This window comes from Pseudomonas sp. WC1 (assembly GCF_050586565.1).
Lineage (GTDB): Bacteria > Pseudomonadota > Gammaproteobacteria > Pseudomonadales > Pseudomonadaceae > Aquipseudomonas.
The window spans coordinates 62,220-82,872 of record NZ_JBOBDQ010000018.1; the positions used below are offsets into that span (position 1 = coordinate 62,220).

The window sequence follows — 20,653 nt, forward strand, 5'->3', positions numbered from 1 at the left end:
CTAGGCCATTGGCGGGGGTGGAGGCCAGTCATGCCTGAGCGCGGGGCAAACCCATTCCAAGGGTGGGATGGGCTTGTCCTACGCTGGCTCGGTCAGCCCTGCTGTTCAGCCAGCTTGTCGGCCAGGCGGACGAAGGCGGCCAGGTCGAGCTGCTCGGGGCGCAGGCTGCCATCCACGCCAGCGGCCTCGATGGCCTGGCTGTCGAGCACGCCCTTGAGCGTGTTGCGCAGGGTCTTGCGGCGCTGGTTGAAGGCTTCGCGCACCACGTGCTCCAGCAGCTTGGGGTTCTTGGCCGGGTAGGGCAGCACTTCGTGGGGCACCAGGCGCACGATCGCCGAGTCCACCTTGGGTGGCGGGTTGAAGGCACCCGGGCCGACGTTGAACAGGTGCTCCACGCGGCAGTGGTACTGCACCATGATCGACAGGCGGCCCCAGTCGCCGCCGCCAGGGCCTGCGGCCATGCGTTCGACCACTTCCTTCTGCAGCATGAAATGCATGTCGCGGATCAGGTTGGCATGGGCCAGGAGGTGGAAGATCAGTGGCGTGGAGATGTTGTAGGGGAGGTTGCCCACTACCTTGAGGCTGCGCTCAGGCACGCCCAACTGGTTGAAGTCGAACTTCAGGGCATCGCCCTGGTGCAGGCGGAAGTTGTCGCGCCCGGCGAACTTGTGTTGCAGGATCGGCACCAGGTCCTTGTCCAGCTCGACCACATCCAGCTGTGCGCCGCTACCCAGCAGGCCCTCGGTCAGGGCACCCTGGCCCGGGCCGATCTCCAGCAGGTGTTCGCCGGCCTTGGCGTTGATCGCCCGTAGGATACGGTCGATGATTCCGGCGTCATGCAGGAAGTTCTGGCCGAAGCGCTTGCGCGCCCGGTGTTGATATTGCTCGGTCATGGTCGGTTCTCGGCCATCTGGTAGGCGGTTTGCAGGGCGACGCGCAGGCTGCCGGTGTCGATCCGGCCGGTGCCGGCCAGGTCCAGGGCGGTGCCGTGGTCGACCGATGTGCGGATGATCGGCAGGCCCAGCGTCACGTTGACCGCGGCGCCGAAGCCCTTGTACTTGAGCACGGGCAGGCCTTGGTCGTGGTACATCGCCAGCACCGCGTCGCAGTGCTCCAGATATTTGGGGGTAAACAGGGTATCGGCCGGCAGCGGGCCGCGCAGGTCCATGCCTTCGGCACGCAGGCGCTGCAGCGCCGGCTCGATGATGTCGATTTCTTCGCGGCCCAGGTGGCCGCCTTCTCCGGCATGCGGGTTGAGCCCACAGACCAGGATGCGTGGGTTGGCAATGCCGAACTTGTCGCGCATGTCCGCATGCAGGATGCGGGTGACGCGCTCCAGGCGGTCGCCGGTGATGGCCTCGGCGATGTCCCGCAGGGGCAGGTGAGTGGTCACCAGTGCCACGCGCAGCCCGTGGGTGGCCAGCATCATTACCACTTGCGTGGTGTGGGTGAGGTCAGCGAGGAATTCGGTATGCCCGGAGAAGGCGATACCGCTTTCGTTGATCACGCCCTTGTGCACCGGCGCGGTGATCATTCCGGCGAAGTGCCCGTCCAGGCAGCCTTGCCCGGCGCGGGTCAGGGTTTCCAGGACGAATGCGGCGTTTGCCTTGTCCAACTGCCCGGCTGTCACCGGGTGGGCCAGGGCGGTATCCCAGACATACAGGCTGCCGGCGGGAGCGGGTTGCTCCGGCCAGGCGGTCGGCTCAACCGTGATCAGCTTGACGTCCAGGCCCAGCTGCGTGGCCCGCTCGGCGAGCAGGTCACGGCTGGTGATGGCGATCAGGGGGTGGGGCTGGACCTCGGCGGCGAGCAGCAGGCACAGGTCGGGACCGATGCCGGCTGGCTCGCCGGGGGTGACGGCGAAGCGCAGGGGTTTCACTGGGTGACCTGGTCGGCGCCAGGCAGCTTGATTTCAACGTAGGCTTCGTCGCGGATCTGGCGCAGCCAGTTCTGCAGTTCTTCGTCGTACTTGCGGTTTCGCAGGACGTTCATGGCCTGCTGCTCGCGCGCCTGTTCGGTGCTGTCGGTGGCGCGGCGGCCCAGCACTTCCAGCACATGCCAGCCGTACTGGGTTTTGAAGGGCTTGGTCACCACGCCTTGCTCGGCGTTGGCCATTTGTTCGCGGAACTCAGGTACCAGGCTGTTCGGGTCTACCCAGTTGAGATCGCCGCCGTTGAGCGCCGAGCCCGGGTCTTCCGAGAAGCTCTTCGCCAGCTCGGCGAAGTTTTCACCGTTCTGGATCCGGTCGTACAGGCGCTCGGCCAGTTGCTCGGTGGCGGCTTCGCTGCGGATTTCGCTCGGTTTGATCAGGATGTGGCGTACGTGCACTTCGTCGCGCAGCACGCTCTGGCTCCCGCCGCGCTTCTCTTCCAGCTTGAGGATGATGAAGCCGGTGGGGATGCGGATCGGCTGGGTGATATCGCCAACCGCCATGCTGCTGAGCATCTTGGCGAAGTCTGGTGGCAGCTGGCCTGCCTGGCGCCAGCCCATCTCACCGCCCTCCAGGGCATTTTCACTGCGCGAGCGAGCGATGGCCATCTGGCCGAAGTCCGCGCCTTGCTTGAGCTGTTGGTAGATATCGCCTACCTGGCGCGCGGCGGCCTGGATGGCCTCCGAGTTGGCACCTTCCGGGGTCGGGATGAGGATGTTGGCCAGGCGGTACTCTTCTGACATCTGCATCTTGCCCAAGTCCGAGTTGAGGAAGTTCTTCACTTCCTGCTCGGACACCTGGATACGCTCGGCCACGCGGCGCTGGCGCACACGGCTGATGATCATCTCGCGCTTGATCTGCTCGCGGGCGTCATCGTACGACAGGCCATCATGGGCCAGGGCTGCACGGAACTGTTCCAGCGACATGCCATTGCGCTGGGCAATGGTGGCGACGGCCTGGTTCAGCTCTTCGTCGGTGATGCGGATGCCCGAGCGCTCGCCGATCTGCAGTTGCAGGTTCTCGACGATCAGGCGTTCCAGCACTTGCTGTTCCAGCGCGCCGGTGGGCGGCACGCCGCCGCCACGCTTGGCGATGGTCTGCTGCACTTCGCGAACGCGCTGGTCCAGCTGGCTCTGCATGACCACGTCGTTGTCGACGGTGGCCACGATACGGTCGATGGGTTGTACCGCGGCATGCACCGCGCCACTCAGCATTGCGGCGCCCAGCATCAGCGGGCGCAGACGATCAATAAGCTTGCTCTTCACGGGTACGGTAACCTTGAATGCCTTGGTCCAGGAACGATTCGACCTTGTTGCCGACTACACCACCGAGCCCTTTGAGCACGATCTGCAGGAAGATACCGTGGTCGCCCTTTTCGTTGTTCGGGACGGCCTGGCTGAAATCGTCGTAATCCATCCAGTAGCGGTTGATCAGGCGCAGCTTCCAACAGCAGTTGTCGTACTCGAAGCCGCCCATCGCTTCCAGGGTGCGGTTGCGGTTGTAGTCATGCTGCCAGCGAGCGATCACGCTCCATTGCGGCACGATCGGCCAGATGACCGAGAAGTCGTGCTGCTGGATCTTGTAGTAGTCCTTGATGTAGCCCGGTGTGCCCGGTGTTCCGTAGTCGCCACCGCCGACTCTCCAGTTACCGGTCTGCGAGTCGTAGGTGATCAGGTCGTTACGATAGCGATAACCTAGGTTGACGACCTTGTTGGGGTTGTCCTCAGGCTGATAGTGGAACATTGCGCTGCCCGAACGCGGGCTATGAGTGTCCGGGTCCCAGTTGTATTCCGAGTTGAAGCGCCAGTCGCGGTTGAAGGCGTATTCGTATTCCAGGGCATATGGCGACACATCCGACTTGCTGTCCATCCGAGTGCGATAGTCGACACCTGGAAGCTGGACTTTGCGATCCTTGAAGTAGAACGCCTGGCCAATGCTGAAACGCTGGCGCTGGAAGCCGTTATCTTCGATCCAGCGGTTGGTCACGCCCAGCGACAACTTGTTCTCGTCGCCAATACGATCACTGCCATAGAAGCGGTTTTCGCGGAACAGCGACGAGTAGTTGAACGTCCCCTCGCTGGTGTCGAAGAGAGGGATGTCGGTCTGATCCTTGTACGGCACATAGAGATAGAACAGGCGAGGTTCAAGCGTCTGGCGATAGTTGGTACCGAACAGTTGGGTATTGCGGTCGAAATACAAGCCGCTGTCAACGCTGAAAATCGGGATGTCGCGGTTCTGGTTGCTCTTGAAGTCGCCATACAACCTGGTCATATCCGGGTTGTCGATCAGGTCTCGCTTACCCTTGCCATCAAGGTCGAGGTCGTAATGTGTATAGACGTACTTCAACTTCGGCGTGATGTAACCGTAGCTGGCCTCGAGCGGCAGACTCATCGATGGTGCGAGGTTGAGGCGAGTACCATTGGAGCGAGCGACGCCAAAGATGTTTTCGTCCAGGCGACGACCTGCGGTGCCTGCCGAGGTATCAGGATTGCCATTCTTGTCGAGGACGAAGTCGTTCTTCAGGTCGCGATCGAAGCGTACCGCTTCGGTTTCGTACCCAAAGTCCAGGCCGCCTGGGTGGAATGGCAGCATGCCATTAAGGGTGATTTGCGGCAAGCGATCATACGGGGTGATCTGCGAAATGGTCGCCATCTCATAGGCATGCAGGTTCAACGCGGCGGTATAGCCGTCGCCACGATACGTGAGCGTGCCACGTTGGTTGACCACATCTAGGCTTTCCACGCCAATCTGGTCCGACTCCAGGTCCTGGAAGTAGAACGGATCACTGATATCGGTGTAGTCAACCTCGGCCATCAGGCGGTCGTCCAGGCCGCCCTTGTGCTGCCAGTTGACCATCCAGCGATCTTTCTTGTAGTCCGTCTGCAGCTCGCGGTCGTTGTCCTTGTCGTTCAGGAAACCACCACCGAACTGCCCTTCGCTGGACTTGGTCAGGTAGCGGAACTCGCCTTCCATCAACATGCCGCGCTTGGCCATGTAGCGCGGGTACAACGTGGCGTCGTAGTTAGGCGCCAGGTTGAAGTAGTACGGCGTGACCAGCATGAAGCCGGTGTCGCTGCTGGAACTGAACGACGGCGGCAGGAAGCCGGACTGGCGACGATCGTCGATCGGGAAGTAGATGTACGGTGTGTAGAACACCGGGAAATCCTTGACCCGCAGCGTCACGTTGGTCGCGGTGCCGAAGCCGGTGGCCGGGTTCAGGGTGATGTTGTTGCCCTTGAGCTGCCATGCGTTGCTGCCCGGCTCACAGGTGGTATAGGTACCGTCCTTGAGGCGGATGATGGCGTTTTCCGCACGTTTGGCGTACAGCGCGTTGCCGCGGATGTGCGACTTGTGCATCACGTATTCGGCGTTGTCGACCCGGGCCTCGCCGGTATCGAGCTGGATCTGCGCCTCGTCGCCAACCACCAGCGAGCCGTTGTCGCGGATCTTGACGTTGCCCTTGAGCTCGCCGCGGTTTTCGGCCTGGTACAGGTTGGCCTCGTCGGCCTCGGCCTGCATGCTGCCCTGGCGCATGACCACGTCACCGGCGAGGGTGGCAATCTGCTGCTCCTGCTGGTACTTGGAGACCTTGGCGTTGATGTAGGTCGGCGACTCGTCCTTGGGCGTGGAGTCGTTCATGCCCGGGCGGGTCGGCTCGATGTAGGCGCCGCCGCAGTACGGGCCGGTCTCGGCCAGTTGCGCGGCAGTGAGCTTCTCGCGCGGGACCCAGTCCAGATGGCTGTAGTCTTCGCTGCGCGACTTCAGGCCGCGGCCCTTGGCTTCGGTGACCAGCATCGGCTTGTCGGCCTCGGTCGCGGCGACTTCGCCGGGTGCCTCGGCACCCGTGCTGGCCGCGGCAGCGCCCGGGTGTACCGGGCGCGGAGGCAAGTTGGCAGCGGTCTTGGGCTTGCAGTCCCAGCCACCGGAAGCGGACACTTGGCAGTCGAACTGCTCGGCCGCCACCACGTACGACGTGGCCAGGGGTTGCAGGGCCAGCAAACCGCCAGTCACGAGCAACGGAAACTTTCTACGAAACGCGGGGGATTTCAATGCCATCTTATTAGTCCGGGCTTCCTGCGTGCCATCTGCCCGCGTGTGGGGGCCGCACGCCTCTCGATGGTCTGAAAAAGATGCTGGATAATAAAGCATGACCCGCTTGACGGCTAGGGCCGTCGGAGAACCCTTGTAATGCCCGATCACGATGTACGCCTGCAACAACTGACCGCCTGGCTTGCCGGGCAGCTGGAGAACCTCTTCCGTACCAATGCCTGGGGCGAAGTGCCCACCGGCAGCCTGACCGCCGCCAGCAGCGATGCGAGTTTCCGCCGCTACTTCCGCTGGGAGGGCGCCGGGCACAGCTTCGTGATCATGGATGCGCCGCCGCCCCAGGAGAACTGCCGCCCGTTCGTCGACATCGACCATTTGCTGGCCACGGCGGGCGTGCACGTGCCGGTTATCCACGCCCAGGACCTGGAGCGCGGTTTCCTGCTGCTGGGGGATCTGGGCCGGCAGACATACCTGGACATCATTGATCAGGGCAATGCCGATGCCCTGTTCGCCGACGCCATCGATGCGCTGCTGGCGTTCCAGCGCTTGCCGATGGATGCGCCACTGCCCAGCTACGATGTCGCCCTGCTGCGCCGTGAGGTCGAGCTGTTCCCCGAGTGGTATGTGGGCCGCGAGCTTGGCCTGAACTTCAGCGACGCGCAGCAGGCCACCTGGCAGCGGCTCAGCCAGCTGCTGATCGACAGTGCCCTGGGCCAGCCCAAGGTGCTGGTGCACCGCGACTACATGCCGCGCAACCTGATGCACAGCGCGCCCAATCCAGGCGTGCTGGATTTCCAGGACGCGGTCTACGGCCCGGTAACCTACGACATCACCTGCCTGTTCAAGGACGCCTTCCTCAGCTGGCCCCAGGCCCGCGTCGAGGGCTGGTTGCGTGATTACTGGCACAAGGCGCAGGCCGCCGGGATTCCGGTACAGGCGGACTTCGATACCTTCCAGCGAGCCAGCGACCTGATGGGGGTGCAACGCCACCTCAAGGTGATCGGTATCTTCGCGCGCATCTGCCACCGCGACGGCAAGCCACGCTACCTGGCCGACGTGCCGCGGTTCTTTGCTTATATAGATGAAGTGATTAGCCGCCGGCCTGAGTTGGCCGAGCTGGGCCAGCTGATTGCCGAACTGCATGCCGGGGCGCGTTCATGAAGGCGATGATCCTGGCGGCAGGCAAGGGCGAGCGCATGCGCCCGCTGACCCTGCACACGCCCAAGCCGCTGGTGCGAGCCGCCGGCAAGCCGTTGATCGAGTACCACCTCGAGGCGCTGGCCCGTGCCGGTATACGCGAGGTGGTCATCAACCATGCGTGGCTTGGCCAGCAGATCGAGGATCACCTGGGCGATGGCAGCCGCTTCGGCCTGGTGATCAGCTATTCGCCGGAGGGCGAGCCGCTGGAGACCGGTGGTGGGATCTTCAAGGCGCTGTCGCTGCTGGGTGATGCGCCGTTCATCCTGGTCAACGGCGATGTCTGGACCGACTACGACTTCGCCGGCCTGAATGCGCCGTTGCACGGCCTGGCGCATCTGGTGCTGGTGGACAACCCCGGCCACCACGGCCGTGGCGACTTCCGCCTGGCGGACGGGCAGGTGAGCGATGGCGATGACGCCCCGGGAACGCTGACTTTCAGTGGTATCTCGGTGCTGGACCCGGCGCTGTTCGCAGGTTGCCAGCCCGGTGCATTCAAATTGGCTCCCCTGTTGCGCAGCGCCATGGCCGAGGGGCGGGTGAGCGGCGAGCACTATGGCGGGCACTGGATCGATGTCGGCACCCTCGAGCGTCTGGCCGATGTCGAGCGCCTGATCGGGGAGCGTGCCTGATATGTGGTGGCCGAGCACAGTGATTGGTGCCGGTGCCGGTTTCGCCGTGGCCAGCATCCCAGGTGCGTTGCTGGGGGCGCTGCTGGGCCAGGCCATGGATCGGCGCCTGCGGCTGCAGGGTTGGGAGGACGTGCGCGAGCGCCTGGGCGGGCGCCCGGCACTGCGTGACGAAGAGTTGTTGTTCGTTCTGCTCGGGCGGCTGGCCAAGAGCGATGGCCGGGTAGGTGAAGGGCATATCCAGCAGGCGCGGCAGGAAATGACCCGGCTGGACCTGGCGGAGCCAGCGCGGATGCGTGCGATAGCCGCGTTCAACCGGGGCAAGTCGGGCAAGGAGCGCCTGGGGCACTACCTGCGCCGCATAAAGATGCAGCCCCACGGCGCCGAAGGCACCTTGCGCGCCTGTTGGCGCATGGTCTGGGCCGACGGCAAGGCCGGGCGTCAGGAGCGTGACCTGTTGCTCGGCTGGGGGCAGCAGTTGGGGCTCAGTCGCAACCAGGTGCAGGCCTTGTCGCTAGATTATGAGCCGCGACGTTCTTCGATCGAAGGCGGCGTCATGACCTATGCGGCGGCGCTGAGATTGCTGGGGGTAGAGCCGGACACCGAGGCCGACAAGGTCAAACAGGCCTATCGGCGCCTGCTCAGCCGGCACCATCCGGACAAGTTGGTGGGCAGTGGCGCCAGCGAAGCGAAGGTGCGCGAGGCGACCGAGCTTACCCGTGAGTTGCATCAGGCCTATGCCATGATCCGCAAGCGGCGGGGGCTGTAGGTACACCGGCGGGCAAGCCCGCTCCTGCCGAGGCGGGCAGGAGCGGCTGTTGTTACTCTTCCTTCGGCGTCAACCAGCCGCGCACCCGGCGCAACAGTTGCTCCTGTTCCGCCGCTTTGTTGCCAGGTATGGCCATCAGCGACACCTGGCGATATTGGCTGCCCTTTTGCCGCTTGCTGGCCTGCAGGCGCTGCTGGGCCGCCAGCCGATCTGCGGTGCGGGTGACGTAGTAGAGGTCGGCGGTTGGTACCTTCAGCGTCGGGGTCAGGCTCAGCAGGTCATGCTCAACCCGCGCGGGTGTCTGCGCGGCGACCATTACCAGTTTCTGTACCTGGGGCGGCTGCTTCTCGCTGAGATAACGTGCGGCCCAGTACGCGCCACTGCCGTTGCCCAGCAACACGATGCTGCGCGCTTTCTCCTGCTGGGCATAGGCCACGGCGGCGTCGAGGCGGGCAAAGATGCGCTCGGCATCTTCCTCGCTGGTGTGTTCGTCGGCTTCGACCGCGTCGGTGCTTTCGGCGGTATCCGCTTCCGGCGCGGTCGCCTGGGCAACGTTGGCGTTGGCATCGGCGGGTGTGTCCTTGGCTGGAGCCGACTCGCCGTCCTGTTTTTTCGGTTCGACTGCGGGCTTGGCCTCGACCCGCGCCTGTGGGCGCTCGGCCAGCAGGTCGGGCATGCTCAGGCTCAGGGTGCTCCAGCCGACATCGGGGAAACCTCGACGCAGCGGGCCGACGGTGGTGGGCCAGTCGGCACTTTCGCCCGCGCCCGGGACAATGATCACCGCGCCTTGCGGATCGCTGTCGTTGGCAGGCTTCCAAAGCGCCAGGAAGTTTTCACCATTGGCCTGCAAGGTCTGCTGTTCGGCCTTGGGTACCTGGCGCTCGAGGGCCATGGCATCGTCCTGGCTGCGCTCGAGCAGCGGTGGGCGCGGAGCGGGAGCGGACGCGGCCGCCTCGGCGGGTGCTTCGGGTTTCTCGGCGTCGTCGGCTTGAGCCGCGAACGGCAGGGCCGAAGCCAGGCAGAACATTGCCAGCGTCGTGCGATAAAGTGTGAACATCGATCAATCCAAGGCCAGAATCATACCGGCAGCCTAATGGTATTTGCCCGCGACGGCCACGCCAGGTGGCCGTCATTGCCAAGACGAGCGTAGAGATGAAGCGAGTGCGTTGCCTGTGGGTTATCGGCTGGTTGTGTCTACCCTTGATCGCCCTGGCCAAGCCGCAGGCGCCGCCTGCCGTGATGCTGGATCCAGCCCAGCAGCAATGGTTGGACGAACACCGCGGCTTGCGTGTCGGCCTGGTACTGCAGGCGCCCTATGCCCAGTTCGACCGGCGCCTGCAGCAGTTCTACGGGGCCAACGTCGAACTGGTCGGCGCCTTGTCCCAGGCGTTGGGCCTGGATTTGACCTGGCGCGGCTTTGCCGATCAGGCCGCCCTTGAGCATGCCTTGCAGGCGGGCGAGATCGATTTCGCTCCAGGCCTTATGCAAACGCCGACCAGCCTGCGGCTGTGGTTGTTCAGTGACCCTTACATGCGTGTGCCGCAATTGGTGGTAGGCATGCGCAGCGGCGCGGTAGCCGTGGAACTGGAAAAACTGAACGCCAATGACCGCGTGGCGGTACGCATGCCCGGTACCTTGGCGGATTACCTGCGCGGCAACTACGGCAATCTGAACCTGCAGGGTGTACCCGACGAGCGCGAGGCCCTGCAGTTGGTGTTGGCTGGGCAGGCCAGCTTCGCCGTGCTGGACGAGTCGCAGCTCAGCCGGCTGTCGCGCGAAGGCGAGTTTGCCGACCTCGCGGTGGTGGGTGATATCGGTCTGCCGCAGTTGCTGCGGGTCGGCTCACGGCGCGATTGGCCAGTGCTGGCCGATATTCTCGAACGTGCCTTGCAGGCCCTGCCGGCCAAGACCCTGGAACAGATGCACCAGCGCTGGTTGCAGCCAAGGTATCCACGGTTCTCCGAATCCGCCGGGTTCTGGCAGAACCTGGCCTTGCTGTTCGGCCTGTTGCTGCTGTGCGCCTTGGCGACCCTGGCCTGGCAGCGTCGTCAGCAGAGCGGCCTGGAGCGCGGGTTGCTGGCGGCCCGGGAGAGCCTGGTCGAGCGCCAGGTGCGTGAGGAGGCTTTGCGCCTGAGTCAGTTTTCCATCGACCAGAGCACGGTGGGCATCCTCTGGGTCAACTGGGACAGCCATGTGCGCTACGCCAACCATGCCGCCGAGCGCATGCTGGGCTTTGCCGAGGGGGCGCTGCTGGAGCTGCCGCTGGTCGTTATCGAGCCGAACCTGAAGATGGATCGCTGGCTGGAACTGTGGAAGCGTGCCCGTACCGGGGATGGCGGCGAGCAGCAATTCGAAAGCCAGTGTCGGCGCGCCGACGGCAGCCTGTTCCCGGTCGAGTTGTCGCTGTCGTTCCTGCGTTTTCGCGATGCCGAGTACCTGGTGGTGTTCCTCGCCGACGTCACCGAGCGCCGGCGCGACCTGGCCGCGCTGCGCGAAAGCGAGGCGCGGCTCAAGGGGATCGCTGGCAACGTGCCGGGGCTGGTGTTTCGCCTGGAGCGCGATCCGGCCGAAGGCGACCCGGAGTTTCCCTATATCAGCGAAGGCAGCGAGGCGCTGGTCGGCTACACACCGGCGGCGATCCAGCATCCGCAGATGGGGCTGCGCAACCTGGTCCACCCGGAGGATCGCGCCGATTACCATCGGGTCCAGGACATGGCCTTGGCCAGCGATCAGGACTGGTCCTGGCAGGGGCGTATCCTCACCCGCCAGGGCGAGCAGCGCTGGGCCGACATCAAGGCGACCACCCGCCGCCTGGCCGATGGGCGCATGGTGTGGGACGGCGTGGTCTGGGACATTACCCAAGGCAAGCAGGCCGAGCTGGCGTTGGCCGGGTCCCAGGAGCAATTGCGCGAGTTGTCGGCGCACCTGGAAAGCGTGCGCGAAGAGGAGAAGGCGCGGATTGCCCGCGAAGTGCACGACGAACTGGGGCAGATGCTCACGGTGCTCAAGCTTGAAGTGTCGATGTGCGAGCTGGCGTTCGCCGAGCTGGATCCCGCCCTCAACGAGCGCCTGGCCAGCATGAAGCGCCTGATCGCCCAGTTGTTCCAGCTGGTACGCGACGTGGCCACGGCCCTGCGCCCGCCGATCCTCGACGCCGGCATTGCCTCGGCCATCGAGTGGCAGGCGCGGCGTTTCGAGGCGCGCACGCAGATCCCCTGTCTGGTGCAGGTACCGGACAATCTGCCACCCTTGAGCGATGCCAAGGCCATCGGCCTGTTCCGTATCCTGCAAGAGGCGCTGACCAACGTCATGCGCCATGCCCAGGCGCACACGGTGCAGATCGAGCTGGTTCACGAGGCCGGGCAGTTGCGCATGACCGTGATCGACGACGGCGTGGGGTTTGCCATGGAGGCGGCGCGGCCGACTTCGTTCGGCCTGGTGGGTATGCGTGAGCGGGTGTTGATGCACGGTGGCAGCATGAGCCTGGACAGCGAGCCGGGCGAGGGCACCAGCCTGAGCGTGGCGATTCCTTTGAAGCAGGAGAAACAATCGTGATTCGAGTGCTGGTGGCGGAAGACCACACCATCGTCCGGGAAGGCATCAAGCAATTGATCGGCCTGGCCAAGGACATGCAGGTGGCGGGCGAGGCGGGCAATGGCGAGCAGTTGCTGGAGACCCTGCGCCACACACCCTGCGAGGTGGTGCTGCTGGATATCTCCATGCCTGGAGTGAATGGCCTGGAGGCGATCCCGCGGATCCGCGCGCTGAACAACCCGCCGGCGATCCTGATGCTGTCGATGCATGACGAGGCACAGATGGCGGCGCGGGCGCTCAAGGCCGGTGCAGCGGGCTATGCGACCAAGGACAGCGACCCGGCGCTGTTGCTCACGGCCATCCGCCGGGTGGCGGGGGGAGGGCGCTACATCGATCCGGCCCTGGCCGACCGCATGGTGTTCGAGGTGGGCCTGACCGAAACCCGGCCGCTGCACACGCTGCTGTCGGAGCGCGAATTCTCGGTGTTCGAGCGCCTGGCCCAGGGCGCCAACGTCAACGACATCGCCCTGCAGCTGGCGCTGTCGAGCAAGACCATCAGCACCCACAAGGCGCGGCTGATGCAGAAGCTCAAGGTCAACTCGTTGGCGGAGCTGGTGAAATACGCCATGGAGCACAAGTTGGTGTGAGTGTTCTGGTTACGACAATGGCTTTTACGCGATCTCACCGTAGGAGCGGCTTTAGCCGCGATGCAAGCGCCGCTGTCTCCGACACCCGCTTCGCGGGTGCTCGCGGCTAAAGCCGCTCCTGCAAAGCTCGAGTTACCTGAAAACGCCATCCTTGTAGGGCGATCCCTACAGCAACTCTTCCATCCGGATGATGACATTCTCTCAGCGCCCCCGATTTCCGGGGCTTTGCGCGTCTTCTACGCTTTTGCCTACGCAGTCATTCCAACAAGAAGGTGCAGGGCATGAGCGAGGCGAATTCGAACGAGACGCTGGTCAGCTTCCGAGGTGTGCAGAAGAGCTACGACGGCGAATCGCTGATCGTCAAGGACCTCAACCTGGACATCCGCAAGGGCGAGTTCCTGACCCTGCTCGGCCCTTCCGGTTCGGGCAAGACCACCAGCCTGATGATGCTGGCAGGCTTCGAGACCCCCACCGCCGGTGAGATCCAGCTGGCCGGGCGCTCGATCAACAATGTGCCGCCGCACAAGCGCGATATCGGCATGGTGTTCCAGAATTACGCACTGTTCCCTCACATGACCGTGGCCGAGAACCTGGCTTTCCCGCTGACCGTGCGCAACCTCAGCAAGACCGACGTCAGCGAGCGGGTCAAGCGCGTGCTCGGCATGGTCCAGCTCGATGCCTTCGCCAAGCGCTATCCCGGCCAGCTTTCCGGTGGCCAGCAGCAGCGCGTGGCACTGGCCCGCGCCCTGGTGTTCGAGCCACAGCTGGTGCTGATGGACGAACCGCTCGGCGCCCTCGACAAACAGCTGCGTGAACACATGCAGATGGAGATCAAGCATATCCACCAGCGCCTGGGCGTGACCGTGGTCTACGTGACCCACGACCAGGGCGAAGCGCTGACCATGTCCGACCGGGTGGCGGTGTTCCACCAGGGCGAGATCCAGCAGATCGCCGACCCGCGCACCCTCTACGAAGAGCCTTGCAACACCTTCGTCGCCAACTTCATCGGTGAGAACAACCGCATCAACGGCACCCTGCTGGCCAGTGACGGTAATCGTTGCCAGGTGCAACTGGCCCGTGGCGAGCGGGTCGATGCGCTGGCGGTGAATGTCGGCCAGGCCGGTGACCCGGTGACTCTGTCGATCCGCCCCGAGCGGGTACGCCTGAACGGCCACAGCGAGAACTGCGTCAACCGCTTCTCCGGCCGTGTCGCCGAGTTCATCTACCTGGGCGACCACGTGCGGGTACGCCTGGAGGTCTGTGGCAAGGCCGATTTCTTCGTCAAGCAGCCGATCGCCGAGCTCGACCCGGCCCTGGCGGTGGGCGACGTGGTACCGCTGGGCTGGGAGGTGGAGCACGCCCGCGCGCTCGATCCGATTGCCGACGCCCATTGATGGTTTGCTTTACCAACCCTGAACTGTGGAGAGAATAATAATGCGCAAGCAGTTGAAACTGACCGCCCTGGCCCTTGGCCTGTTCGCCGCCGGCCAGGCCATGGCGGCCGACCTGACCGTGATTTCCTTCGGCGGTGCCAACAAGGCGGCCCAGACCAAGGCGTTCTACGAGCCATGGGAAAAGGCGGGCAAGGGCAAGATCGTCGCCGGTGAGTACAACGGTGAGATGGCCAAGGTCAAAGCCATGGTCGACACCAAGAGCGTCAGCTGGAACCTGGTCGAGGTGGAGTCGCCGGAATTGGCCCGGGGTTGCGATGAAGGTATGTTCGAAGAGCTCGACCCCGCACTGTTCGGTAATGAAGGCGACTACGTGCCCGGCGCCATTCAACCGTGCGGCGTGGGCTTCTTCGTCTGGTCCACGGTGCTGGCCTACAACGCCGACAAACTCAAGAGCGCGCCTGCCAGCTGGGCCGATTTCTGGGATACCAAGAAATTCCCGGGCAAGCGCGGCCTGCGCAAGGGCGCCAAGTACACCCTCGAGTTCGCTTTGATGGCTGACGGCGTCGCGCCGAAAGAGGTGTACAAGGTGCTGGGCACCAAGGAAGGTGTGGACCGAGCCTTCAAAAAGCTCGACGAGCTCAAGCCGAGCATCCAGTGGTGGGAAGCTGGCGCCCAGCCGCCACAGTACCTGGCCTCGGGTGACGTGGTCATGAGCTCGGCCTACAACGGCCGTATCGCCGCGGTGCAGAAAGAAAGCAATCTCAAGGTGGTGTGGAACGGCGGTATCTACGACTTCGACGCCTGGGCCATTCCGAAAGGTGCCAAGGATGTGGAAGAGGCGAAGAAATTCATCGCCTACACCGTCCAGCCCGAGCAGCAGAAGACCTACTCCGAGAACATCGCCTATGGCCCGGCCAACAGCAAGGCGGTGGATCTGCTGTCGGCCGAGGTGAAGAAGGACATGCCGACCACGCCCGAGAACATTGCCAACCAGGTGCAGATCGACGTGGCCTTCTGGGCCGACAACAGCGAACAGCTGGAGCAACGCTTCAACGCCTGGGCGGCGAAGAAGTAAACCATCTGGAGCCTTCATCGCCGGCAAGCCGGCTCCCATAAAACCTGTGCAGTACTTGTGGGAGCCGGCTTGCCGGCGATGGGCTGCGCAGCAGCCCCAATTTCAGCCTGTATCGCGGAGTTCGCCATGGCCATTGCAGTGCCCCTCAACGAAGGCGCGGGTAAAAGCCTCAAGCAGCGCCTCAAGCATGCCGAGCGGGTCAACCGCTGGAAGGCCCAGGCGTTGATCGCGCCGCTGGCGTTGTTCCTCCTGCTGGTGTTCCTGGTGCCGATCGCGGCACTGCTGTACAAAAGCGTCGGCAACCCCGAGGTGGTCGCCGGCCTGCCGCGCACCGTCGAGGCAGTGACGCAGTGGGACGGCAAGAGCCTGCCGGGCGAGGAGGTCTACAAGGCCCTGAGCCAAGACCTTGCCGAGTCTCGCAAGAAACAGACCCTGGGTGACCTTTCCAAGCGCCTGAACATGGAGCTGGCCGGTTACCGCAGCCTGTTGGCCAAGACTGCGCGGGCGCTGCCGTTCAAGGCCGAGCCTGCCTCCTATAAGGAAGCCTTGCAGACGCTCGACGAGCGCTGGGGCGATCCTGCCTACTGGCAGGCGATCCGTCGCAACACCAGCAGTGTCACGCCGTTCTACCTGCTGGCCGCGCTGGACCACCGTATCGACGACCTGGGTGAATTGGCCAGGGCCACCCCCGACCAGGCCATCTACCTGGACATCTTCGCTCGCACCCTGTGGATGGGTGTGGTGATCACCGTGATCTGTCTGTTGCTGGCCTATCCCCTGGCGTACCTGCTGGCCAACCTGCCGACCCGGCAGAGCAACCTGCTGATGATCCTGGTGCTGCTGCCGTTCTGGACCTCCATCCTGGTGCGGGTGGCGGCCTGGATCGTGCTGTTGCAGTCAGGCGGGCTGATCAACAGTGCGCTGATGGCCATGGGCATCATCGACCAGCCGCTGGAGCTGGTGTTCAACCGTACCGGCGTGTACATCTCCATGGTGCACATCCTGTTGCCGTTCATGATCCTGCCGCTGTACAGCGTGATGAAAGGTATCTCGCCCAGCTACATGCGCGCGGCGATCTCCCTCGGCTGCCACCCGTTCGCCAGTTTCTGGCGGGTGTACTTCCCGCAGACCTACGCCGGAGTCGGCGCCGGCTGCCTGCTGGTGTTCATCCTGGCCATCGGCTACTACATCACCCCGGCGCTGCTGGGCAGCCCGAACGACCAGATGGTCAGCTACTTCGTCGCCTTCTACACCAACACCAGCATCAACTGGGGCATGGCCACCGCGCTCGGCGGGCTGTTGCTGCTGGCGACCGTGCTGCTGTACCTGATCTATAGCTGGCTGGTCGGCGCCAGCCGCCTGCGCCTGAGCTGAGGAGCCTTGTCATGCTGAGCCCTTACATGTCGCCCGTGGAGCGGGTGTGGTTCTACAGCCTGCGCATACTGTGCGGCCTGATCCTGCTGTTCCTGGTGTTACCGGTGCTGGTGATCATCCCGCTGTCGTTCAACAGCGGGAGCTTTCTGGTCTATCCGCTGCAAGGCTTCTCGCTGCACTGGTACCAGGACTTCTTCGCCTCCGCCGAATGGATGCGCGCCCTGAAGAATAGCATCATCGTTGCCCCGGCAGCCACGCTGCTGGCCATGGTGTTCGGCACCCTGGCCGCCATCGGCCTGACCCGTGGCGACTTCCCCGGCAAGTCGCTGGTGATGGCGCTGGTGATCTCGCCGATGGTGGTGCCGGTGGTGATCATTGGCGTCGCCAGCTACCTGTTCTTCGCCCCGTTGGGCATGGGCAACAGCTTCACCTCGCTGATTCTGGTGCATGCGGTGCTGGGTGTACCGTTCGTGATTATCACCGTGTCGGCCACGCTGCAGGGGTTCAACTACAACCTGGTACGTGCGGCGGCGAGCCTCGGGGCCTCGCCACTGCTGGCCTTCCGTCGGGTGACCTTGCCGTTGATCGCCCCCGGAGTGATCTCCGGGGCGCTGTTCGCCTTTGCCACGTCGTTCGATGAGGTGGTGGTGACCCTGTTCCTTGCCGGGCCCGAGCAGGCGACCCTGCCACGGCAGATGTTCAGCGGTATCCGCGAGAACCTGAGCCCGACCATCGCCGCGGCAGCGACCTTGTTGATCGCCTTTTCGGTGGTCCTGCTGCTGACCCTGGAGTGGCTGCGCGGGCGCAGCGAAAAGCTGAGGACCCAGCAGCCAGGTTGAATCTTCGACGCGGGTGACGTGGGGTCGCCGCATCGCCGCTCCCACGCCATCCGTTCGACCATCTGCTGCGCCGGCGTTGATACCAATCAGCCCCGATCCGCTTCCCTGAGTTACAATGCGCGCCACTGTGATTCTGCCCAACAGGTGCGCCATGCAGCCCTACGCTATTGCCCCCTCCATTCTGTCCGCCGATTTCGCCCGCCTGGGCGAGGACGTCGACAAGGTCCTGGCCGCCGGGGCCGACATCGTCCACTTCGATGTCATGGACAACCACTACGTGCCCAACCTGACCATCGGCCCGATGGTCTGCAGCGCCCTGCGCAAGTACGGCGTGACCGCACCCATCGACGTGCACCTGATGGTCAGCCCGGTCGACCGCATCATCGGCGACTTCATCGAGGCCGGCGCCACCTACATCACCTTCCACCCGGAAGCCACGCAGCACATCGACCGTTCCCTGCAACTGATCAAGGACGGCGGTTGCAAGGCCGGCCTGGTGTTCAACCCGGCTACCAGCCTGGATGCGCTGAAGTACGTGATGGACAAGATCGACATGGTTCTGCTGATGAGCGTCAACCCAGGTTTCGGCGGCCAGAAGTTCATCCCCGGCACCCTCGACAAGCTGCGCGAAGCCCGTGCCCTGATCGACGCCAGCGGTCGTGACATCCGCCTGGAGATCGACGGTGGCGTGAACGTCAACAACATTCGCGAGATCACCGCCGCCGGCGCTGACACCTTCGTCGCCGGCTCGGCGATCTTCAATGCCCCGGATTACAAGGAAGTCATCGACAAGATGCGTGCCGAAATGGCGCTGGCACGCGCATGAGCGGCTTCGAGCAGCTGTTCCCGGGGACACTGCCCAGGCTGGTGATGTTCGATCTGGATGGCACCCTGATCGATTCGGTACCTGACCTGGCCGCAGCCGTCGACCGCACGCTGCTCGAACTCGGGCGACCGCCTGCAGGCCTGGAGGCTGTGCGCCACTGGGTCGGCAACGGCGCCCAGGTGCTGGTGCGCCGGGCCCTGGCCGGCGGTATTGATCACGCCGCGGTGGACGATGCGCTGGCCGAGCGCGCGCTGGCGCTGTTCATGGAGGCCTATGCCGACAACCATGAACTCACCGTGGTCTACCCCGGCGTGCGCGACACCCTGCGCTGGTTGCGCAAGCAGGGTGTGGAAATGGCGCTGATCACCAACAAGCCCGAGCGTTTCGTTGCCCCTTTGCTCGACCAGATGAAGATCGGGCGCTACTTCCGCTGGATCATCGGCGGCGACACCCTGCCACAGAAGAAACCCGATCCGGCAGCACTGCTGTTCGTCATGAAAATGGCCGGCGTCAGCGCCGAGCAGGCGCTGTTCGTTGGCGATTCGCGCAGCGATGTGCTTGCCGCCAAGGCCGCGGGTGTGCAGTGCGTCGGCCTGAGCTATGGCTACAACCATGGCCGCCCCATCGACGAGGAGTCGCCCAGCCTGGTGCTCAGCGACCTGCGCCTGCTGCTGCCCGGTTGCTTAGTCACCGACACTGGGATAACGTTGGCGGACCTTCAAGCCCCGCAAAGCAGAGACAACGACGTGGTGGTTACTGGCAAATTCTGGATGAAAGTCATCAAGGCCCTGGCCCGCTGGCGCTGGCGCGCCTGACTCCCGCCCGCCGGCGCCTGCCGGTACGTCCGTTTGCCCGACCCCATTGCTGCTTGCCACGAGGCTACACATGACCCGCGAAGAATTCCTGCGCCTGGCTGCTGCCGGCTACAACCGCATCCCCCTGGCCTGCGAAACCCTGGCTGACTTCGACACGCCGCTGTCGATCTACCTGAAACTGGCTGACCAGCCCAACTCCTACCTGCTCGAGTCCGTGCAAGGTGGCGAGAAATGGGGCCGCTACTCGATGATCGGCCTGCCGTCGCGCACCGTCATGCGTGTGCATGGCTACCATGTGAGCATCCTGCAGGATGGCGTCGAGGTGGAAAGCCACGACGTCGAAGACCCGCTGGCTTTCGTCGAGGCGTTCAAGGACCGTTACAAGGTCGCTGACATCCCAGGCTTGCCGCGTTTCAATGGTGGCTTGGTCGGTTACTTCGGCTACGACTGCGTGCGTTATGTGGAAAAACGCCTGGGCGCCAGCCCCAACCCCGATCCGCTGGGCGTGCCGGATATCCTGCTGATGGTCTCCGACGCGGTAGTGGTGTTCGACAACCTGGCCGGCAAGATGCATGCGATCGTGCTGGTTGATCCCGCCGAAGAACAAGCGTTCGAGCAGGGCCAGGCCCGCCTGCAAGGTTTGCTGGACACCCTCCGCCAGCCGATCACCCCGCGCCGCGGCCTGGACTTGAGCGGGCCACAGGCAGCCGAACCCGAGTTCCGCTCCAGCTACACCCGTGCCGACTACGAAAGCGCGGTGGGCCGGATCAAGGAGTACATCCTGGCCGGCGACTGCATGCAGGTGGTGCCATCCCAGCGCATGTCCATCGACTTCAAGGCCGCGCCCATCGACCTTTACCGGGCGCTGCGTTGCTTCAACCCGACGCCGTACATGTACTTCTTCAATTTCGGCGACTTCCATGTGGTGGGCAGCTCGCCGGAAGTGCTGGTGCGGGTCGAAGACAACCTGGTGACCGTGCGCCCGATCGCCGGTACCCGCCCGCGTGGCGCCACCGAAGAAGCCGACCGGGCCCTGGAAGACGACCTGCTGTCGGATGACAAGGAGATCGCCGAGCACCTGATGCTCATTGACCTGGGCCGCAACGACGTGGGTCGCGTGTCCGCCACCGGCAGCGTGCGCCTGACCGAGAAGATGGTCATCGAGCGGTACTCTAACGTCATGCATATCGTGTCCAACGTCACCGGCCAGCTGCGCGAGGGGCTGACGGCCATGGACGCGCTGCGGGCGATTCTGCCGGCCGGTACCCTCTCCGGCGCGCCGAAGATCCGCGCCATGGAAATCATCGACGAGCTGGAGCCGGTCAAGCGCGGCGTCTACGGTGGCGCGGTGGGGTACTTTGCCTGGAACGGCAACATGGATACCGCCATCGCCATCCGCACTGCGGTGATCAAGGACGGCGAACTGCATGTGCAGGCCGGTGGCGGCATCGTCGCCGACTCGGTTCCGGCGCTGGAGTGGGAAGAAACCATCAACAAGCGCCGGGCGATGTTCCGCGCGGTGGCGCTGGCCGAGCAAACCTCCAAGTAGGTTGATCGGGGCCGCGGCGCGGCCCCCG

General features: G+C 64.2%; 17 protein-coding genes. 12 read left to right on the forward strand and 5 right to left on the reverse strand.

Annotated elements, in window-relative coordinates; genetic code table 11:
- Positions 1 to 92: 92 nt before the first annotated feature.
- From rsmA to ACQ4OD_RS10940, 4 genes are read right to left on the reverse strand one after another with little or no spacing between them, the layout of a single operon-like run.
- Entirely contained in the window at positions 93 to 893 is an 801-nt protein-coding gene (rsmA, locus tag ACQ4OD_RS10925; protein WP_139668054.1) for a 16S rRNA (adenine(1518)-N(6)/adenine(1519)-N(6))-dimethyltransferase RsmA, read from the reverse strand.
- On the reverse strand, positions 890 to 1,879 hold the full coding sequence (gene pdxA / locus ACQ4OD_RS10930; protein ID WP_198753807.1) for a 4-hydroxythreonine-4-phosphate dehydrogenase PdxA: 990 nt from the start codon (positions 1,877 to 1,879) through the stop codon (positions 890 to 892). The genes rsmA and pdxA overlap by 4 nt, the downstream gene beginning before the upstream one ends.
- A complete protein-coding gene (locus ACQ4OD_RS10935) occupies positions 1,876 to 3,195 on the reverse strand; it encodes a peptidylprolyl isomerase (RefSeq protein ID WP_139668057.1) in 1,320 nt (439 codons plus the stop codon). Before ACQ4OD_RS10935 ends, pdxA begins: the two co-directional genes overlap by 4 nt.
- On the reverse strand, positions 3,176 to 5,986 hold the full coding sequence (locus ACQ4OD_RS10940; protein ID WP_139668059.1) for an LPS-assembly protein LptD: 2,811 nt from the start codon (positions 5,984 to 5,986) through the stop codon (positions 3,176 to 3,178). Before ACQ4OD_RS10940 ends, ACQ4OD_RS10935 begins: the two co-directional genes overlap by 20 nt.
- Positions 5,987 to 6,118: 132 nt before the next feature.
- On the opposite strand from ACQ4OD_RS10940, the gene ACQ4OD_RS10945 reads away from it, so the two are divergent.
- From ACQ4OD_RS10945 to ACQ4OD_RS10955, 3 genes are read left to right on the forward strand one after another with little or no spacing between them, the layout of a single operon-like run.
- Positions 6,119 to 7,138: an aminoglycoside phosphotransferase family protein gene (locus ACQ4OD_RS10945; protein WP_430944280.1), complete on the forward strand. Its 1,020-nt coding sequence runs from the start codon at positions 6,119 to 6,121 to the stop codon at positions 7,136 to 7,138.
- Positions 7,135 to 7,806: an N-acetylmuramate alpha-1-phosphate uridylyltransferase MurU gene (gene murU, locus ACQ4OD_RS10950; protein WP_110697484.1), complete on the forward strand. Its 672-nt coding sequence runs from the start codon at positions 7,135 to 7,137 to the stop codon at positions 7,804 to 7,806. The genes ACQ4OD_RS10945 and murU overlap by 4 nt, the downstream gene beginning before the upstream one ends.
- A 1-nt stretch (position 7,807) precedes the next feature.
- Positions 7,808 to 8,572, forward strand: a complete 765-nt coding sequence (locus tag ACQ4OD_RS10955) for a TerB family tellurite resistance protein (RefSeq protein ID WP_258599575.1) — start codon at positions 7,808 to 7,810, stop codon at positions 8,570 to 8,572.
- Positions 8,573 to 8,624: 52 nt separating this feature from the next.
- Here ACQ4OD_RS10955 and ACQ4OD_RS10960 read toward each other — a convergent pair whose 3' ends face one another.
- Positions 8,625 to 9,629 (reverse strand): alpha/beta hydrolase family protein, encoded by a 1,005-nt coding sequence (locus tag ACQ4OD_RS10960; protein ID WP_139668067.1) that lies wholly within the window; start codon positions 9,627 to 9,629, stop codon positions 8,625 to 8,627.
- A gap of 95 nt (positions 9,630 to 9,724) precedes the next feature.
- Between ACQ4OD_RS10960 and ACQ4OD_RS10965 the strand changes: the two genes are divergently transcribed.
- The 9 genes from ACQ4OD_RS10965 to trpE all read left to right on the forward strand — a co-directional run bounded on the left by ACQ4OD_RS10965 (position 9,725) and on the right by trpE (position 20,625).
- Positions 9,725 to 12,127, forward strand: coding sequence for a PAS domain-containing sensor histidine kinase (locus ACQ4OD_RS10965; RefSeq protein WP_198753809.1), 2,403 nt, complete (start codon positions 9,725 to 9,727; stop codon positions 12,125 to 12,127).
- Entirely contained in the window at positions 12,121 to 12,753 is a 633-nt protein-coding gene (locus ACQ4OD_RS10970) for a response regulator (protein WP_172670942.1), read from the forward strand. The genes ACQ4OD_RS10965 and ACQ4OD_RS10970 overlap by 7 nt, the downstream gene beginning before the upstream one ends.
- A 281-nt stretch (positions 12,754 to 13,034) precedes the next feature.
- Entirely contained in the window at positions 13,035 to 14,147 is a 1,113-nt protein-coding gene (locus ACQ4OD_RS10975; protein ID WP_139668073.1) for an ABC transporter ATP-binding protein, read from the forward strand.
- Positions 14,148 to 14,187: 40 nt separating this feature from the next.
- A complete protein-coding gene (locus tag ACQ4OD_RS10980; protein ID WP_430944281.1) occupies positions 14,188 to 15,222 on the forward strand; it encodes an ABC transporter substrate-binding protein in 1,035 nt (344 codons plus the stop codon).
- A 126-nt stretch (positions 15,223 to 15,348) separates the two neighbouring features.
- Complete coding sequence (locus ACQ4OD_RS10985) at positions 15,349 to 16,596, forward strand: ABC transporter permease (RefSeq protein ID WP_139668077.1); 1,248 nt, start codon at positions 15,349 to 15,351, stop codon at positions 16,594 to 16,596.
- A gap of 11 nt (positions 16,597 to 16,607) precedes the next feature.
- Positions 16,608 to 17,435, forward strand: coding sequence for an ABC transporter permease (locus ACQ4OD_RS10990; protein WP_110697496.1), 828 nt, complete (start codon positions 16,608 to 16,610; stop codon positions 17,433 to 17,435).
- A gap of 151 nt (positions 17,436 to 17,586) precedes the next feature.
- Positions 17,587 to 18,261, forward strand: coding sequence for a ribulose-phosphate 3-epimerase (rpe, locus tag ACQ4OD_RS10995; RefSeq protein ID WP_102685224.1), 675 nt, complete (start codon positions 17,587 to 17,589; stop codon positions 18,259 to 18,261).
- Positions 18,258 to 19,076, forward strand: coding sequence for a phosphoglycolate phosphatase (locus ACQ4OD_RS11000; protein WP_198753813.1), 819 nt, complete (start codon positions 18,258 to 18,260; stop codon positions 19,074 to 19,076). The genes rpe and ACQ4OD_RS11000 overlap by 4 nt, the downstream gene beginning before the upstream one ends.
- A gap of 70 nt (positions 19,077 to 19,146) precedes the next feature.
- Positions 19,147 to 20,625 carry an anthranilate synthase component I gene (gene trpE / locus ACQ4OD_RS11005; RefSeq protein ID WP_198753814.1) on the forward strand — a complete coding sequence of 493 codons (1,479 nt, stop codon included), beginning with the start codon at positions 19,147 to 19,149 and terminating at the stop codon, positions 20,623 to 20,625.
- Positions 20,626 to 20,653 lie beyond the last annotated feature (28 nt).

Coding starts and splice junctions, on each gene's coding strand:
- rsmA (WP_139668054.1), bottom strand. CDS start 893: ATGACCGAGCAATATCAACACCGGGCGCGCAAGCGCTTCGGCCAGAAC.
- ACQ4OD_RS10940 (WP_139668059.1), bottom strand. CDS start 5,986: ATGGCATTGAAATCCCCCGCGTTTCGTAGAAAGTTTCCGTTGCTCGTG.
- ACQ4OD_RS10945 (WP_430944280.1), top strand. CDS start 6,119: ATGCCCGATCACGATGTACGCCTGCAACAACTGACCGCCTGGCTTGCC.
- murU (WP_110697484.1), top strand. CDS start 7,135: ATGAAGGCGATGATCCTGGCGGCAGGCAAGGGCGAGCGCATGCGCCCG.
- ACQ4OD_RS10955 (WP_258599575.1), top strand. CDS start 7,808: ATGTGGTGGCCGAGCACAGTGATTGGTGCCGGTGCCGGTTTCGCCGTG.
- ACQ4OD_RS10960 (WP_139668067.1), bottom strand. CDS start 9,629: ATGTTCACACTTTATCGCACGACGCTGGCAATGTTCTGCCTGGCTTCG.
- ACQ4OD_RS10965 (WP_198753809.1), top strand. CDS start 9,725: ATGAAGCGAGTGCGTTGCCTGTGGGTTATCGGCTGGTTGTGTCTACCC.
- ACQ4OD_RS10975 (WP_139668073.1), top strand. CDS start 13,035: ATGAGCGAGGCGAATTCGAACGAGACGCTGGTCAGCTTCCGAGGTGTG.
- ACQ4OD_RS10980 (WP_430944281.1), top strand. CDS start 14,188: ATGCGCAAGCAGTTGAAACTGACCGCCCTGGCCCTTGGCCTGTTCGCC.
- ACQ4OD_RS10985 (WP_139668077.1), top strand. CDS start 15,349: ATGGCCATTGCAGTGCCCCTCAACGAAGGCGCGGGTAAAAGCCTCAAG.
- ACQ4OD_RS10990 (WP_110697496.1), top strand. CDS start 16,608: ATGCTGAGCCCTTACATGTCGCCCGTGGAGCGGGTGTGGTTCTACAGC.
- rpe (WP_102685224.1), top strand. CDS start 17,587: ATGCAGCCCTACGCTATTGCCCCCTCCATTCTGTCCGCCGATTTCGCC.
- ACQ4OD_RS11000 (WP_198753813.1), top strand. CDS start 18,258: ATGAGCGGCTTCGAGCAGCTGTTCCCGGGGACACTGCCCAGGCTGGTG.
- trpE (WP_198753814.1), top strand. CDS start 19,147: ATGACCCGCGAAGAATTCCTGCGCCTGGCTGCTGCCGGCTACAACCGC.